Genomic DNA, 14,130 nt, shown 5'->3' with positions numbered 1-14,130 from the left:
GGTTATTCCGCCGCTGCGGCTTGGTATAGGCAAATTTCTTCGGCCAAGGCGGTTTGCGCCTGCTTCACCTGCACCACTTTGCTGCCTAGGGTTGGGTAGGCTTGGCAGATGGCCTCGGCAATTAAGCTGGCCCCACCACCGACCAAAAAGACTCGGTGTGGGTTTTTGCAAAACTTCTTCGCTTCGTAAGCGACTTGGGCGCCGAGCTCTTCAATTTTGTCTTGCAGCTTCTGCATGATCCGTGGGATCTGCTGATCGTCATTCACCACTTGTTCAATAAAGTCTGGATCGTGGCGCTGGCGGATCAGCTCGTTGGCTACCAAGTAGCTGGCGTCGCTGTCGGCGGCGGCAAGGGCTTTTTTGGCGGCATCAGTCACCATCGAAACGCCGATCTCTTTGTTGCCGTAGATGTCCGACACCTCGTCAAACTCGCCGACAATCACCCCCATGTCTAAGGTGGTGCCGCCCAGATCGATCACTAAGGATTTGGTTAAACCGTTCACGTCGGAGTTGACCAAGGTCGACAAGACCGCCGGTAAACTTTCTGGCATCACCTGCACATCCACAATCTCGAACAGCTCGCCTTTATTGAGCGAGATGGCGCGCATCAGGTTGTCTTTCTTACGCTGGATGTTGGCCTCGTTCTTTTGGCAGTCATCGGCGTCGTAGTATTCGGTTATCGGCAAAGTCACAACGATTTCAACCGGTTGTGGTGTTAGCCCGGTTTGCAGCAAGGCGTGGTGAACGGCCAGCAAATTTTGATCGTCGTATTGGTAGGCGATGTGGGTGGTCGACATCGCTTTATCTGAGGTCGCATCGTAGGTGTATTTGGTGTTACCAATCTGGTAGTTGTACACCGAATTCGCCTGACGAAGGGCAGCGCTTTTCCAATCTTTGCGGAAGGAGTTGGGGGAAGTCAGGCGGTTAATTTCGCCGTCATTTAACCAGCACACTTTGACATTGGTGGAGCCATCATCGATAGCAATCTTTAACACAGTCATATTTACGCCCAGTAAAACAATACAGTCTGAATATTAGCGCGTTTTTTACCATAGCGAATAAACCTGAGCAAATTTACTCGGTGAATTGTTTTATTAATGCTCGCAGGGTCGTTTATTTAAGGTTTAATAATAAACGACGGGCGAATAAGCCCAATTTATTGGCGTCTGTCAAAATAATGGTTTGTGGCTTTTCGTTGGGTTTGCTGGGGCGGAAGTAACGCTTCCGCTTACGCTGTGGTGGCGGAAGTCTCTGCTGCGTCTGGCTTTGCTGGTATAAAAATGACAACTGACAATAAAGTGTCATATCAATGCTGAGATTATCCATGCCGCCGTAATCCGCGCTTTGTTTTTAAAAATATTGGCTTGATGACCGGTTTTATAACTTACGGTTCTTGCTCTTTATATTAGCCCTGAGTAGTATCATCGCGAAAATCAGAACCGCATTAATACACTATTTGTTAGATGCAACTTCTTATGGATTGTTCTATTCCTGTTAATGGCTCGTAGCGGTTAACAGTAATAAGAATGGCCGGATCGTTTCTCATAATTCAGCATCAAAGTAGTGATCATGCAGACAGGGCGAGTGACACCCAGCAGCGTTTGGCTGCTGCTAATAAGCACCATACTCAGTGCACCGATACTGAGCGCCGCGGCGCTTGGCCAAACCGAGCTGAGCGCGGCGTTAACCGTGACCGCGGTAACGCCGCTAGAGCAAGCGCAATGGCAGTACCGTGGCGATAAGTTTGCCTGTTCCTTGCGTCACCCAGTGGCGGATTTTGGCAGCTATCAACTTCGCCACCGTGCCGGTGGGGCGCTGCAGTTGCAGCTGCAAGCGGATTGGCTTAATCAACCGGAAGCGCAATCAACGCTGACGCTGCTGGTGCCTGATTGGCAACGGCCACACCAAGCGCCCACCACCCCATACCCTCTTATCTGGCAAGGCCAGCGCGGTTACGCCAACGAGGCCGCCCCCGCCGCCTTGCAAGCGCTGCTGCGTGGTTGGAGCTGGCAAAGTCAGATCCAAGCTCGCGCTGGCCGCTATCTGGTGCAGGCGCAAAATGTCCAAGCCAAAGCGGCAGCGCAACAGTTTTTAGCGTGTCAGCAACAGCTGCTGCCGCGTTCGTTTGAACAGCTGCGTAATCTGCAACTGCCGATGGCCAGCGCTCGTTTCACCTTAACCGCCGCTCAGAAAATCGAAGTGGATGCGGTAGCCGCCTACGTTAACGCCGATCCCAAGGTGGCGCGGATCCTGATTGATGCCCACACCGACAACCGTGGCGACAGTTTGGAAAACCTGGTGTTAAGCCGAGCCCGCAGCGACGAAGTGGTGTCGCGGTTAGTGGCCGCAGGCGTTTCAGCGCACATGATTGAAGCCCGAGGCCACGGCGAACGCTACCCGATCGCCTCAAACCGCACCGCCGATGGTCGGCAACGTAACCGCCGGGTGTCGATCCGGCTGGAACTGGAAGGCCAATCACTGCCGCAACACCAAAGCAGTGTCGATTTTAATCAAACCTTGCCGCAGCCGCAGGCATTGGGGGCAGGGCAATGATGCATTACCAACTTGATGGCATAACGCTGGATGACGCGCTGGTGGCTCGGTTGGCGCAACAAGGGTGGCAACCAACCGATGCCACCCAGTCAACGACCAGCGCCGACGTGGCCTTAGTGGATCTGACCCTGATTGAGGAAGCGGCGGTTGGCGCAAAGTTAGCGCAGCAAAAAACCGCCATGACCATCGCCCTAGTGCAACCGGAACAGCCCCATCTGGCCAGCGCGGCCTTGGCCAATGGCGCCGACGATTACCTGCTGCTGCCGCTGGAAGTGGTGCAGCTGGAACTGCTGCTGCAGCGGCTGCTCTGTGTCAGCCAAAGCACCAGCACCATGGTGGCTTCTGCCCCCAGCAGCCGCCAGTTGATGATGTTGGCGCAGCGCGCTGCGATGGTGCCAGCCACGGTGTTGTTGTCGGGGGAAAGTGGGGTGGGCAAAGAGTGCTTCGCCCGCTACATCCACGAACACAGCCCCCGTGCCGCTCAACCCTTGGTGACCGTTAATTGCGCCGCCATTCCCGATAGCATGTTGGAAACCCTGTTGTTTGGGCATGTGAAAGGGGCTTTCACCAGCGCCTTTAGCGACAAAATTGGCAAGTTTGAACACGCCAATCACGGCACCTTGTTGCTGGATGAGATCAGCGAGATGTCGCCGGCACTGCAAGCCAAACTGCTGCGCGTGCTGCAAGAACGAGAAGTGGAAAAGCTGGGCAGTCACCAGCCGATCAAGCTGGACATTAAAGTGATTGCCGCCACCAACCGCGATCTGCGCGCCGAAGTGGCCGCTGGCCGTTTCCGCCAAGATCTGTTCTACCGCTTAGACGTTTTGCCACTGCACATACCGCCCCTGAAAGAGCGCCGTGAAGACATTTTGCCCATCGCCCAAAGCCTGCTGCAGCGTTACAGCCGCCAATACAACGCCAGCCATTGCAGCCTAAGCAACTGCGCTCGCGATGCGCTGCTGAATCATGACTGGCCCGGCAACGTGCGCGAGCTCGACAACCGCCTGCAGCGCGCTTTAGTGATGCGCCACGGCGCCAGCTTAATGGCCACCGATTTGGGTTTTGACGCCGTGGCCGCCGCGCCGGTAGGGCAAGCGATTGCCCAATCGAAGAAGCAATTAGAGTTTCAATGCATTGTGGATGTGTTGAAGCAAAACAGCGGCAATCGTAGCCGCAGTGCAGAAGCCTTGGGGATCACCCCCAGAGCCCTGCGTTACAAACTGGCGCAAATGCGAGAGAACGGCATCGACATCGATTCCGAACTTAAGCGCGCCGCCAACTTTTAATCAGGGAGAGTCCCCTTATGCCCAGCCCGATTATGTTATCGGAACAAGCGATCCTTACTCGCCTTGATGCCAACCAACAACGCTTAGAAGCGCCCATCATGGCCGCCGACAGCGACTGGCAGGTGGCGGGGCAACCCTTCGCCAGCTTTGCCGATCTGATGCACAGCAAGATCCAAGGGATCAACCTTGATCAGGTGCAAGCCGGAGAGCAGATGCGGCAGGTTGAGCTTGGCCAAAGTGACGATTTGGTTGGCGCCATGGTGGCGTCACAGAAGGCAGAGCTGTCGTTTACCGCGATGGTGCAGGTGCGCAATCGCCTGGTAAAAGCCCTCGATGAAATCATTAACATGCCGTTGTAGGAAGTTGCATGACCACCCTTGTTCGTGAATCGGAATTACCGCAACAACAACTCGGCGCGCTCAAAGGCTTGTTTGGCCGCGTGAAAACCCCCTCTATTGGCATTTCGCTGGTGGCCTTGCTGGCGGTGGTTGTTGCTTGCTGCATCGTAATGATCCTCTGGTCGGTGTCGATCCAGTACCGGCCGTTGTATGGCGCGCAGGAGAACTTCGACAGCGCCCAAGTGATTGAAATTTTAGAAGCGGAAGGCCGCGCCTATCAGATCTCGCCACAGGACGGCACCGTACTGGTGCAGGCGGATCAAGTGGGCGAAGTGCGGATGCTGATGGCGGCGCGCGGAGTGCAAGCGCGATTGCCGAACGGGTTTGATAGCTTCAACAGCGACATGACCACCAGCCAATTTATGGAGCAAGCCCGCTACCGCCAAGGCTTAGAAGGCGAGCTGGCGCGCACCATCATGGGGCTGCAACAAGTACGCAGCGCCCGGGTGCATCTGGCCGTACCGAAAACCCAAGTGTTCATGCGCAGCGACGATCCCAAGCCAACGGCGTCGGTGATGGTGGAACTGGAAAGCGGTGCCCAATTGGGCCGCAGCGAAGTGGCCGGGATTGTGAATCTGGTGGCGGGCAGCGTGACCGGATTGGCCACCGCCCGGGTGCGGGTGGTGGATCAGCAGGGGCAGCTGCTCAGTGGCGATCAAACCAGCGCTGGCCTAGGCATGAGCGATCAACACACCCAGTTTCGGCAGCAGTTAGAGCAAAGCTTGGTGGAACGCGCCAGCACCATGTTGGAACCCCTGCTGGGTTTCGGCAACTTTCGGGTGCAGGTGTCGGCGCAGGTGAACTTCGACAAAGTCAATGAAACCCGCGAATCGATCGATCCCAATCCGGTGGTGCGACAAGAGTCCACGAATTTGATCAGCCGTTTAGTGCCCGATCCCGTTGGCATTCCCGGCGCGCTGTCCAATCTGCCAGCCGGGCAGGGGCAAGCGGAGCCCGGCAGCAGCGAGATCACCAACCAAGATGAGCAGATAAAGCGCCAGTTTGAAGTAGGGCGCGCCATCACGCGCACCCAAAAACAGCAAGGGCTGGTTGAGCAACTGTCCATTTCGGTGCTGCTGAACGACGCCGTAGTGCAAGCCCAAAACTGGGAACAAGCGCAGCTCGATAGCGTGGCGGTGATGGTGCAAGACGCCGTTGGCTACCAAACCCAGCGCAGCGATAAATTCAGCTTGGCGACCCTGCCATTTCAAGTGGCGCAACCGGTAACGGTGGTGGAGCCACCGTGGTGGCAACAAGCGGCCAATCAACTGTACCTGCGGATCGGCATCGGCGTGTTGTTAACCCTGCTGATGTTGCTGCTGGTGGTGCGTCCACTGGTGCGCAGCATCACGCGCAACTACGACCAACAGCAACAGCCAACCGCCGGCAGCGACAAGGCCAGCGCCAGCCACATTGGCGTGACCGAGCCGATGCCAGAACAAGGCTTAATGGCCGCCACGGGCAGCGACGCGCCACCCCTAGCGGTGGGCAATAACGACGATGGCACCATTCCAGGCTTGGCCTTGGTGCCCGCATCGGATGCCAGCTTGGATACCCAATTGCAGCACCTTGGCATGTTAGCCGGACAAGAGCCGGAAAAAGTGGCCGAAGTGATCGAACAGATGCTGAGCGGAGGAGAACGTCCCCATGAGCGATAACGTCAGCGCCGAACTCGAACCAGTAGAACAGGCCGCGATGATCATGCTAAGCCTGCCCGAAGCGCAATCGGCGCGGGTGATGCAGCGGTTGTCTTCCCTTGATATTCAGCGCCTTACCCAGAAAATGGCGACCTTAAAACAGGTCAGTAGCCAAGACGCCCAACAAGTGTTGCAGCAGTTTTTTACCCTGTACCAGCAAAACGCGGGCATCAAGAAAGCGGATCGGGATTCGTTGGCGCGCACCCTGCACGATGCGGTGGGAGCCACGGCGGCCAAAAGCCTGATTGAACAGGTGTATGGCCACGATGTGCACGACGCCGTGCAACGGTTGGAATGGATCGACGATCAACTGCTGGCGGATGAACTGAGCCAGGAACACCACCAGATGCAGGCCAACTTGTTGGCGATGCTGAGCGCGCAAAAATCCGCGATTGTGTTAGAGCTGCTGCCGGCGGCCAGCCACGACGACATCCTTTATCGGATCGCCACCATGGATCAGGTTAACAACGCCGCCGTGGATGAAGTGGAACAGCTGATTGAGCGCTGCATTTTGCGCTCGAACCAAACCAAGGCGCCGAAGGTGGACGGCACCCAGTGCGTGGCCGACATCGTCAACAACTTTGGGGGCCAGAAAACCGCGCTGTTAAAGACCCTGCGCGAACACAACCACACCGTGGCACAAGAAGTGGAAGCGAAGATGTTCGACTTCATCATCTTGGGTCGACAGCAAGATGAAGTGCTGCAAACGCTGGTGGCCGAAATCGAGATGGAGCTGATGGCCACGGCGCTCAAAGGCACCGACAGTAGCGTACGCAAAGCGATCATGGCGGCGCTGCCAAAACGGATGGCGCAAAGTTTGGGGAATCAGATCACCGCCTTGGGGGGCATTCCAAACAGTCAGGCCGAAGCGGCGCGCAGCGAAGTGATGCGGATGGCCAAAGAGATGATGGACAACGGCGCGCTGGATCTGCAGTTGTTTGAAGATCAGGTGGTGGAATGATGAGCCAAGCCCGTTGGCGTCTTAGCCACACACAGGCTCGTCATCACCGCTTTAGCACCTTAAATGGCGAGCAGCACAGCCAGTGGCAAAGCCACGAGGACGCCTGCGAACAAGGCTACCAACAAGGGCTGCTGCAAGGGCAACAACAGGGGCAGCAACAAGGTCGCGACGAAGGCGTACAGCAAGGCTTGATTGAAGGCCGCGCCAAAGGCCACAGCGAAGGTTACGCCGAAGGGCAGGCGCAGGCGCAGCAGCAATTAGAACAGTTGTTGCTGCCACTGAACGCCTTAAAAGCGCAGCTTGATACAGCCCACCAACAACAGTTAGCGCAACAACAGCAGGTGATTGTCGCCCTAGTGCAACAGGTGTGCGACAAAGTGATCCGGCAAGAGCTGCAACTGCAGCCGCGGCGCATCATTCCGTTACTGGAAGACACCATCGCCACCTTACCCAGCGGCGCCAGCGACATCGAAGTGCGCTTGCACCCCAGCAGCCAAAAAGCGCTGGCGGCACTGCCGGAACTGGCCGCGTGGCGCTTGGTGGCCGATCCCGAATTAACCCTAGGCGATCTGCTGGTTAGCTCCAACGTGAGCGAAGCCGACGCTTCCGCCGCGCTGCGGTTGCAAGCCTGCATCGACAAACTAGCAGAGCATCTTATCGGTGACGGCGCTTAATTCCGCCCTGGCGCAGATCCAGTGGGACGACATCGAGCTGGCCCAGCATTATGGCAAGCTGACCCAAGTGAGCGGGCTGCTGCTGCAAGCGGTAGGTTGCCAGCTGGGCATTGGCCAACGCTGCTGGGTAGCAACCAGCAATGGCGGCGAAATCGAAGCGGAAGTGGTGGGCTTTAAAGAGCAAAAACTGCAACTGATGCCGCTGGAATCGGTAGAGGGGTTGCGCCCCGGAGCACGGGTGCGGCCACTGTCGCGGCCAGCGCAAATCCCCGTCGGCAACGGCTTGCTGGGGCGGGTGCTTGATGGCTGCGCGCGCCCGATTGATGGCAAAGGGCCGCTGCAACAGGTGCAGTACCAAAGCGCCCGGCTCAGCAGCCCCAACCCGCTGCTGCGGCAACCCATCGGCAAACAGCTGGATGTGGGGGTGCGGGTACTCAACGGCTTGCTGCCCATCGGCCAAGGGCAACGCTTAGGGCTGTTTGCGGGCTCTGGCGTCGGCAAATCGGTGCTGTTGGGCATGATGACCCGCTACACCGATGCGCCGATTGTGGTGGTGGGCTTGATTGGCGAACGTGGCCGCGAAGTGCGCGAATTCATTGAACACGCCTTAGGGGAAGCGGGCTTGCAGCAAGCGGTGGTGATCGCCGCCCCAGCCGACGCCACCCCATTAATGCGCCTGCGCGCCGCCCGTTTGTGCCATCAGATCGCCTGTGGCTTTCGCGATCAAGGCCAAACCGTATTGATGCTGATGGACTCCCTAACCCGTTACGCTCAAGCTCAACGGGAAATTGGCCTGAGCGTGGGCGAACCCCCGGCCACCCGCGGCTATCCGCCGTCGGTCTTTTCGGCGCTGCCAGCGTTGGTAGAGATGGCCGGTAACGGCGAGCATCCGCAAGGATCGCTCACCGCCTTTTATACGGTGTTGGCTGAAGGGGACGATCAGCAAGATCCCATCGCCGATGCCGCCCGCGCCATTTTAGATGGCCACATGGTGTTAAGCCGCCAGTTGGCGCAGCAAGGGCATTACCCCGCCATCGACTTGAACGCCTCGGTATCGCGAGTGGCGGATCAACTGTTGCCACGGCCACGCTTGGATCAGATCAACCGCGTGCGGCAGTTGCTGGGCCGCTACCGCGACGTGCAAGAGCTGATCCCGTTAGGGGGTTACCAGCCCGGCCAAGACGCCGAGCTGGATCTGGCGGTGCAGCAGTACCCACAGATCCGCGCGTACCTGCAACAGCAGCAACATGAAGCGGTGGATCTCGACCGCGCCGCCACCGAACTGGATCAGCTGATGCAACTGCTGCAGCCAGCGCCAGTTGGGGCGCCATAATGGCCAGCGGCAGCATCGCACGGCTGGCGGAACAGCTGGAACAGCAGCTGAGTAAGCTGGGGCAGCAGCGCAGCGCCAATCGACTGCGGCTGGATCAACTGCAACAGCAGCAACAGTGGCTGCGGCAAAAGTTAACCAGCTTGCAGCGCAGTTGCAGTTGCGTGGCGCAACTGGCCAATGGCCAGCAGCTGAGTTTGCAACTGCTGCCACTGCAGCAGCAAAACCAACACAAAATTGAACTGTTGACCCAAGAGCAGCGCCGTTTGGAGCGGCTTTGGGGTCATATCCTACGGCGCCGACAAGGATTACAGTGGCTGTCGAATCAACGCAGTGAACGAGCAGTACAAGCGCGTTTGAAGGCAGAGCAGCGGCAACAGGATGAGTTTGCTGCTCGACGTCGGCTAAACCCATAACCGGAGCTTGTTATGTCTGAGGTCAAACCGAAAGGGCTTACGCCCCAAGTCGGCCACCAAGCGCGGGCCTTCCCGCGTTTTAGCTATCTTAAATACCGCGATCCGTTGAATCAGGATCGGGCCACGGTGGTGATTGAACTGCCGACCAAATTCGGCTTCTTCCGGCCCAAACCGGTGGTGGCCGAGCTGCAAAATGTCTCCAAAGGCGGTTGTGCCTTTGTCTGCCAGCAACACTTTGCCTGCGGCAGTGAGCTCACCCTGCATTTCAGCGATAGCCTGCAATGGCATGGGGTGGTGCGCTGGATAGACCGCCTTCCCAGTGGCGACGTCATCACCGGCGTGCAGTTCACCCCCATCTTGAACGACGCCGAATTGCGGCAGATGTAACCGCGCCAACGCCGAGCTAAGCTCGGCGTTTTTGTATTGGTCATCGTGACCTACAGTGTTGCTTACCAGCTCATGTAGGTTGGATTCGCCGCAGGCGTAATCGAACAATCGTAATCGAACAATGGTGAGCAGCAGTGGGAAGGGTTGGCACTGCTAAATGGGCCTTGTCACGTTACGCCAAACTGCGGCTAACGTGACCTACTGTGCGGCCTACAGCTCATGTAGGTTTGATTCGCCGCAGGCGTAATCGAACAATGGTGCGCTTTAGTGATAAGGGTTGGCAGCGGCAAATGGGCGTTGTCACGTTACGCCAAACAGCGGCTAACGTGACCTACTAAGCGGTTTACCAGCTCATGTAGGTTGGATTAGCCGCAGGCGTAATCGAACAATCGTAATCGAACAATGGTGCGCTTTAGCGATAAGGGTTGGCACTGTTAAATGGGCGTTGTCACGTTACGCCAAACAGCGGCTAACGTGACCTACTGTGCGGACTACAAGCTCATGTAGGTTTGATTCGCCGCAGGCGTAATCGAACAATCGTAATCGAACAATCGTAATCGAACAATGGTGCGCAGCAGTGGGAAGGGTTGGCACTGTTACATGGGCGTTGTCACGTTACGCCAAACAGCGGCGAACGTGACCTACTGTGCGGTTTACCAGCTTATGTAGGTTGGATTAGCCGCAGGCGTAATCGAACAATCGTAATCAAACATTGGTGCGCTTTAGCGGTAAGGGTTGGTGCTGGAAAATGGGCGTTGTCACGTTACGCCAAACAGCGGCTAACGTGACCTACTGTGTTGCTTACAAGCTCATGTAGGTTGGATTAGCCACAGGCGTAATCGAACAATCGTAATCGAACAATGGTGCGCTTTAGCGGTAAGGGTTGGCACCGGCAAATGGGCGTTGTCACGTTACGCCAAACAGCGGCGAACGTGACCTACTGTGCGGACTACAAGCTCGTGTAGGTTGGATTCGCCGCAGGCGTAATCGAACAATCGTAATCGAACAATGGTGCGCAGCAGTGGGAAGGGTTGGCACTGTTACATGGGCGTTGTCACGTTACGCCAAACAGCGGCGAACGTGACCTACTAAGTGGTTTACTAGCTCATGTAGGTTGGATCAGCCGCAGGCGTAATTGAACAATCGTAATCGAACAATGGTGCGCTTTAGCGGTAAGGATTGGCACCGGCAAATGGGCGTTGTCACGTTACGCCAAACAGCGGCTAACGTGACCTACTGTGCGGCCTACAAGCTCATGTAGGTTGGATTAGCCGCAGGCGTAATCGAACAAGGGTGCGGCGAAGCAGGATCCGGTTAAAGACAAAAGGGGATAAGACCAACGGTCTTATCCCCTTTTTTGTCATCTGCGCTGCAGCGAATTAGCGCTTTAACAGCGCCACGGCGGCGGCAACGGTGTTGCAGCGATACTCTTTTAGGATCTCGCGCAGAAACTTAGTGAACTGCTTATTGTGGAAGCGGGTGCTGTGGTAGCTCTGGAACACCTGCACCACATCGGCGTCGCTTAACTGGCCTTGCTGGACGCTGATGGCCAACAGGTAATGCTCCAGCAAGAAACAATCAAAGGCGATGTCGACAAATTGCGCGATAGGGCTGTCGGTCGCTGCCGGAAAACCGTTGTGGTAGAGGCGGTAAAACAGAAACTGCGCCATCAGTTGCGGTTGTTCATCAAGGTAAGGATCCAGCACCTGCTGTTGCGCTTGCTGTAACGGCTCGATTTGCAACTGTCCCCCTTGCAGCAGGGCTTCTAACGCTTGCATCGCTTGTTGGCGGCGGCTGGCACCGCGGCTTTGTTTGTGGGATAAGGGCCCATTTTGCTGCAGCCAAACAACGACCGCTTGCAGCATGCGGTTGTGGTGGTTATTGGTGTTTGGCAGCTGGCTGAAGTGGCAACCAAGCTCGCCTTGGCGGGCTTTATTCAGCAACGCTTGGGCAAAATGTTCAATCCGCAGGGCGGCCATCGGATCTTTTTCTATCCCTTCCACAAACTCCGCTAATAAGCCGATGGCGTACAGGGCCGTGCGCCAGTTCAGGCTGGATTCAGACAGCATCGCCGTGGCGCAATTGTGGGCAACCTCGACCCACGCCGGGGCGGCAAGGCCGACCACGTTGCTGCCGCTTTGGCTGGCACTGAATTGAAAGGCGTTGGCGCTGAACAGCACCTTGCGGCAGACCTCTGGGCACGAGATGGTCATCGACTCAAACCGCAGTGCCCCTTGCACGCGGGTGCTGCGGGGGTAAGTTTGGCAGGTGGGCGACAGTGCTTTGTGCCCCAGTTTGCTGTGGATCTGACACAGGCCACCGTGGTCCATAAACAGGCAGTTGCCTTGTTCATTCAGCCCCATTTTGCCCCAGTTCTGCTGGCTGTCTTTGCTGATGGTGATCTGCTCAGCCAGTTGCCGGATCTCAATGTCGCCGCATTTTTTGTAGCGCTTGCAGCTGGCTTTATCGAGGGCGATGGTCCAGCCCTGACAGCAGTGATCTTCACAGTCGCCGCCGATGCATTGAAAGTCGGCGGCAAAGCCGGGCGTGAGGGTGGTCTGTTGCATGGTGAGATCCCCAATAGGAGGGTTAGCGTTGGCTGCCGTAATCCTGCAGTTGCTGTTGTTGTTGGTGCGGGTTGAGCAAGCGGTTGAGTAACTGCTGCTGTTTTACCAACAACTGACCGTTGCGGTCGTTTTGGCGTTGGCAGGCGTGCATCAGTTGTTTCAGGCGTTGGTAACTTTGCTTCAATTTGGCGCTGCTGCCGCTGGGCAGCCGCGCCAGCAGATCGTAAAACCCATCGGCGTTGCTGCTGAAGCCCAGCTCATTCAACCACTGCTGCCGTTGGGCGGCGCGGGCTTGCAAGCTGGCGTAGACCTGCTCTAGGCGCTGGTTCAGCTCGCTGAGCGAATCGATGTCCCGTTCCAACATCAACTGCTGTTGCTTTTGCAGTTGCGCCAACAGCTTGGGGTAGGTCAGCAGATCCTGCTGGATCGATTCAGCCAGGGTACGCAGGGTATCGGCGCGGCTCATCGTTGTTGGCCGTGCTGTTCAAGCAGGCCCTCGCTGATGGCGTCGAGATCCAGCTCGAAATTGCCGCTCTCCAGCGCTTGGCGTAACGCCGCCACCTTATCCAAATTCACTTCAGGCAATTGGCTGAGCTCGGTGGCGGCTTGTTCCAGTTGCATAAAGTCATTAGAGATGGCGCTGCCTTGGGTTTGCTCTGGGGCAGTTTGCTGTGGCGCTGCGGTGTGTGGCGCTTGTTTGGTGGCATGCGACGTGCGGTTAGGCATGGTCACTTGGGTGTCATGGGCTGGAATTTTCATGCGTCAATCCTGTTTAGGCGGCGGTGGGTGACGATTTTGCTAACGACGCTGAGTCAGTGTGTTTAGCAAAAGTCGTCGCGGCTTATTGAGCTAAGGCGGCGTGAGTGTACGGAAACTTAAGCCCCAATTTTAAATAAATGGCAAAAATCGACGGATTGGCGGCCGTAGTTGTGACCCACCGCCGCCATGGGCGGCGGTGGATCAGCAACGGCACTGAATTCAGTGGCGGTTTAGCCCAGCAGGCTCATCACCAAAGAGGTGTTCTGGTTGGCGCGAGACAGCACGTTGGTGCCCGCTTGTACCAGCATCTGGTTTTTGGTCATGTTGGAGGATTCCACCGCAAAATCAGCGTCTTTGATGGTGCCCAGAGCTTGCTGGGTGCCTTCATCAATGTTGGCGTTGTTACTGGCGGTGTGCTGCAGGCGGTTAACGCCAGCGCCGAGGTCTGCACGGGTATTACCTAAGTCTGCCAGCATACCATCAACCAATTTTTCCGGGCCTCCGGGGGCAACAGTGGTGATATCTAGGGCACCGTAACTAGCAATCAGTTTATCCATATTGACCTTTGCGTTGACGGATACGTCGCGGCCTACACCGGCATCAATAGTGATAGCGCCGCTGCCAACTTTACCGCCTTCTAACAGCTTTTCTCCGGCGAATTCGGTTTTGGTCATGATGTCGCCGACTTCAGCTTTCAGTGCATTAAACTCAGTTTCTACGGCAGTTTTGTCGTCAGCAGACAGGGTGCCGTTCCCGTATTGGGTCGCCAGCTCGGTCATGCGCATGCCAATAGATTCCACTTCCGACAGGGCGCCATCGGCGGTTTCCAGCATCGCAACGCCGTCGTTGACGTTACGCATGCCTTGATTCAGGGCAACGGAATCCGCTTCTAAGCGAGAGGCGATCTGCAAACCGGCGGCGTCGTCAGAGGCGCCGTTGATGCGAAAGCCAGTGGACAAACGCTCCATGGCGGTGGTCATGTCGCCGTTGGCGCGGTTAAGGGAGTTTTGGCCTACCAAAGAGGCGTAGTTAGTGTGTACCGATAGCATTGGGCTCTCCAGTAAATTGAGCGGGCTGCTCAAGAGTCGTATCTGGACAGGAC

15 protein-coding genes are annotated in these 14,130 nt (G+C 56.8%); 9 read left to right on the top strand and 6 right to left on the bottom strand.

Going from position 1 to position 14,130, the window contains the following annotated elements; all coding sequences use genetic code 11:
- Positions 1-2: 2 nt before the first annotated feature.
- The gene (gene parM / locus Q0796_RS01630) at positions 3-1,001 is read right to left on the bottom strand and encodes a plasmid segregation protein ParM domain-containing protein (RefSeq protein ID WP_298439597.1); all 999 of its coding nucleotides are present in this window, start codon (positions 999-1,001) and stop codon (positions 3-5) included.
- A gap of 112 nt (positions 1,002-1,113) precedes the next feature.
- Entirely contained in the window at positions 1,114-1,326 is a 213-nt protein-coding gene (locus tag Q0796_RS01625; protein ID WP_298439595.1) for a hypothetical protein, read from the bottom strand.
- A 243-nt stretch (positions 1,327-1,569) separates the two neighbouring features.
- On the opposite strand from Q0796_RS01625, the gene Q0796_RS01620 reads away from it, so the two are divergent.
- From Q0796_RS01620 to Q0796_RS01580, 9 genes are read left to right on the top strand one after another with little or no spacing between them, the layout of a single operon-like run.
- Positions 1,570-2,553: an OmpA family protein gene (locus Q0796_RS01620; RefSeq protein ID WP_298439594.1), complete on the top strand. Its 984-nt coding sequence runs from the start codon at positions 1,570-1,572 to the stop codon at positions 2,551-2,553.
- On the top strand, positions 2,550-3,839 hold the full coding sequence (locus tag Q0796_RS01615; protein WP_298439592.1) for a sigma-54 dependent transcriptional regulator: 1,290 nt from the start codon (positions 2,550-2,552) through the stop codon (positions 3,837-3,839). Before Q0796_RS01620 ends, Q0796_RS01615 begins: the two co-directional genes overlap by 4 nt.
- A gap of 17 nt (positions 3,840-3,856) precedes the next feature.
- Positions 3,857-4,198 carry a flagellar hook-basal body complex protein FliE gene (gene fliE, locus Q0796_RS01610; RefSeq protein WP_298439590.1) on the top strand — a complete coding sequence of 114 codons (342 nt, stop codon included), beginning with the start codon at positions 3,857-3,859 and terminating at the stop codon, positions 4,196-4,198.
- An 8-nt stretch (positions 4,199-4,206) separates the two neighbouring features.
- Positions 4,207-5,895, top strand: coding sequence for a flagellar basal-body MS-ring/collar protein FliF (fliF, locus tag Q0796_RS01605; protein ID WP_298439588.1), 1,689 nt, complete (start codon positions 4,207-4,209; stop codon positions 5,893-5,895).
- Positions 5,885-6,895: a FliG C-terminal domain-containing protein gene (locus Q0796_RS01600; RefSeq protein WP_298439586.1), complete on the top strand. Its 1,011-nt coding sequence runs from the start codon at positions 5,885-5,887 to the stop codon at positions 6,893-6,895. The genes fliF and Q0796_RS01600 overlap by 11 nt, the downstream gene beginning before the upstream one ends.
- Entirely contained in the window at positions 6,895-7,569 is a 675-nt protein-coding gene (locus Q0796_RS01595) for a FliH/SctL family protein (protein ID WP_298439584.1), read from the top strand. Before Q0796_RS01600 ends, Q0796_RS01595 begins: the two co-directional genes overlap by 1 nt.
- The gene (locus Q0796_RS01590) at positions 7,556-8,902 is read left to right on the top strand and encodes a FliI/YscN family ATPase (protein WP_298439582.1); all 1,347 of its coding nucleotides are present in this window, start codon (positions 7,556-7,558) and stop codon (positions 8,900-8,902) included. The genes Q0796_RS01595 and Q0796_RS01590 overlap by 14 nt, the downstream gene beginning before the upstream one ends.
- Positions 8,902-9,315: a hypothetical protein gene (locus tag Q0796_RS01585; RefSeq protein ID WP_298439579.1), complete on the top strand. Its 414-nt coding sequence runs from the start codon at positions 8,902-8,904 to the stop codon at positions 9,313-9,315. Before Q0796_RS01590 ends, Q0796_RS01585 begins: the two co-directional genes overlap by 1 nt.
- Before the next feature lie 12 nt (positions 9,316-9,327).
- Complete coding sequence (locus Q0796_RS01580) at positions 9,328-9,702, top strand: PilZ domain-containing protein (protein ID WP_298439577.1); 375 nt, start codon at positions 9,328-9,330, stop codon at positions 9,700-9,702.
- Positions 9,703-11,081: 1,379 nt separating this feature from the next.
- Here Q0796_RS01580 and fliB read toward each other — a convergent pair.
- The 4 genes from fliB to Q0796_RS01560 form a co-directional block, all read right to left on the bottom strand.
- The gene (fliB, locus tag Q0796_RS01575) at positions 11,082-12,269 is read right to left on the bottom strand and encodes a flagellin lysine-N-methylase (RefSeq protein WP_298439574.1); all 1,188 of its coding nucleotides are present in this window, start codon (positions 12,267-12,269) and stop codon (positions 11,082-11,084) included.
- Between the two features lie 22 nt (positions 12,270-12,291).
- The gene (locus tag Q0796_RS01570) at positions 12,292-12,735 is read right to left on the bottom strand and encodes a flagellar protein FlgN (RefSeq protein ID WP_298439572.1); all 444 of its coding nucleotides are present in this window, start codon (positions 12,733-12,735) and stop codon (positions 12,292-12,294) included.
- Positions 12,732-13,028, bottom strand: coding sequence for a flagellar biosynthesis anti-sigma factor FlgM (flgM, locus tag Q0796_RS01565; RefSeq protein ID WP_298439570.1), 297 nt, complete (start codon positions 13,026-13,028; stop codon positions 12,732-12,734). The genes Q0796_RS01570 and flgM overlap by 4 nt, the downstream gene beginning before the upstream one ends.
- Before the next feature lie 230 nt (positions 13,029-13,258).
- Entirely contained in the window at positions 13,259-14,077 is an 819-nt protein-coding gene (locus tag Q0796_RS01560; protein WP_298439568.1) for a flagellin, read from the bottom strand.
- Positions 14,078-14,130: the final 53 nt, after the last annotated feature.

This window comes from uncultured Ferrimonas sp. (assembly GCF_947489035.1).
GTDB lineage: Bacteria > Pseudomonadota > Gammaproteobacteria > Enterobacterales > Shewanellaceae > Ferrimonas.
The sequence above is the reverse complement of the archived record's forward strand: the minus strand, read 5'-3'. Positions and strand labels throughout refer to the sequence as shown.

What these genes read in the sequence shown, in the direction of transcription:
- Q0796_RS01570 (WP_298439572.1), bottom strand. Translation starts at nt 12,735, where the DNA reads ATGAGCCGCGCCGATACCCTGCGTACCCTGGCTGAATCGATCCAGCAG.
- Q0796_RS01580 (WP_298439577.1), top strand. Translation starts at nt 9,328, where the DNA reads ATGTCTGAGGTCAAACCGAAAGGGCTTACGCCCCAAGTCGGCCACCAA.
- parM (WP_298439597.1), bottom strand. Translation starts at nt 1,001, where the DNA reads ATGACTGTGTTAAAGATTGCTATCGATGATGGCTCCACCAATGTCAAA.
- Q0796_RS01620 (WP_298439594.1), top strand. Translation starts at nt 1,570, where the DNA reads ATGCAGACAGGGCGAGTGACACCCAGCAGCGTTTGGCTGCTGCTAATA.
- Q0796_RS01595 (WP_298439584.1), top strand. Translation starts at nt 6,895, where the DNA reads ATGAGCCAAGCCCGTTGGCGTCTTAGCCACACACAGGCTCGTCATCAC.
- Q0796_RS01615 (WP_298439592.1), top strand. Translation starts at nt 2,550, where the DNA reads ATGATGCATTACCAACTTGATGGCATAACGCTGGATGACGCGCTGGTG.
- Q0796_RS01585 (WP_298439579.1), top strand. Translation starts at nt 8,902, where the DNA reads ATGGCCAGCGGCAGCATCGCACGGCTGGCGGAACAGCTGGAACAGCAG.
- fliE (WP_298439590.1), top strand. Translation starts at nt 3,857, where the DNA reads ATGCCCAGCCCGATTATGTTATCGGAACAAGCGATCCTTACTCGCCTT.
- Q0796_RS01560 (WP_298439568.1), bottom strand. Translation starts at nt 14,077, where the DNA reads ATGCTATCGGTACACACTAACTACGCCTCTTTGGTAGGCCAAAACTCC.
- flgM (WP_298439570.1), bottom strand. Translation starts at nt 13,028, where the DNA reads ATGAAAATTCCAGCCCATGACACCCAAGTGACCATGCCTAACCGCACG.
- fliB (WP_298439574.1), bottom strand. Translation starts at nt 12,269, where the DNA reads ATGCAACAGACCACCCTCACGCCCGGCTTTGCCGCCGACTTTCAATGC.
- fliF (WP_298439588.1), top strand. Translation starts at nt 4,207, where the DNA reads ATGACCACCCTTGTTCGTGAATCGGAATTACCGCAACAACAACTCGGC.
- Q0796_RS01600 (WP_298439586.1), top strand. Translation starts at nt 5,885, where the DNA reads ATGAGCGATAACGTCAGCGCCGAACTCGAACCAGTAGAACAGGCCGCG.
- Q0796_RS01625 (WP_298439595.1), bottom strand. Translation starts at nt 1,326, where the DNA reads ATGGATAATCTCAGCATTGATATGACACTTTATTGTCAGTTGTCATTT.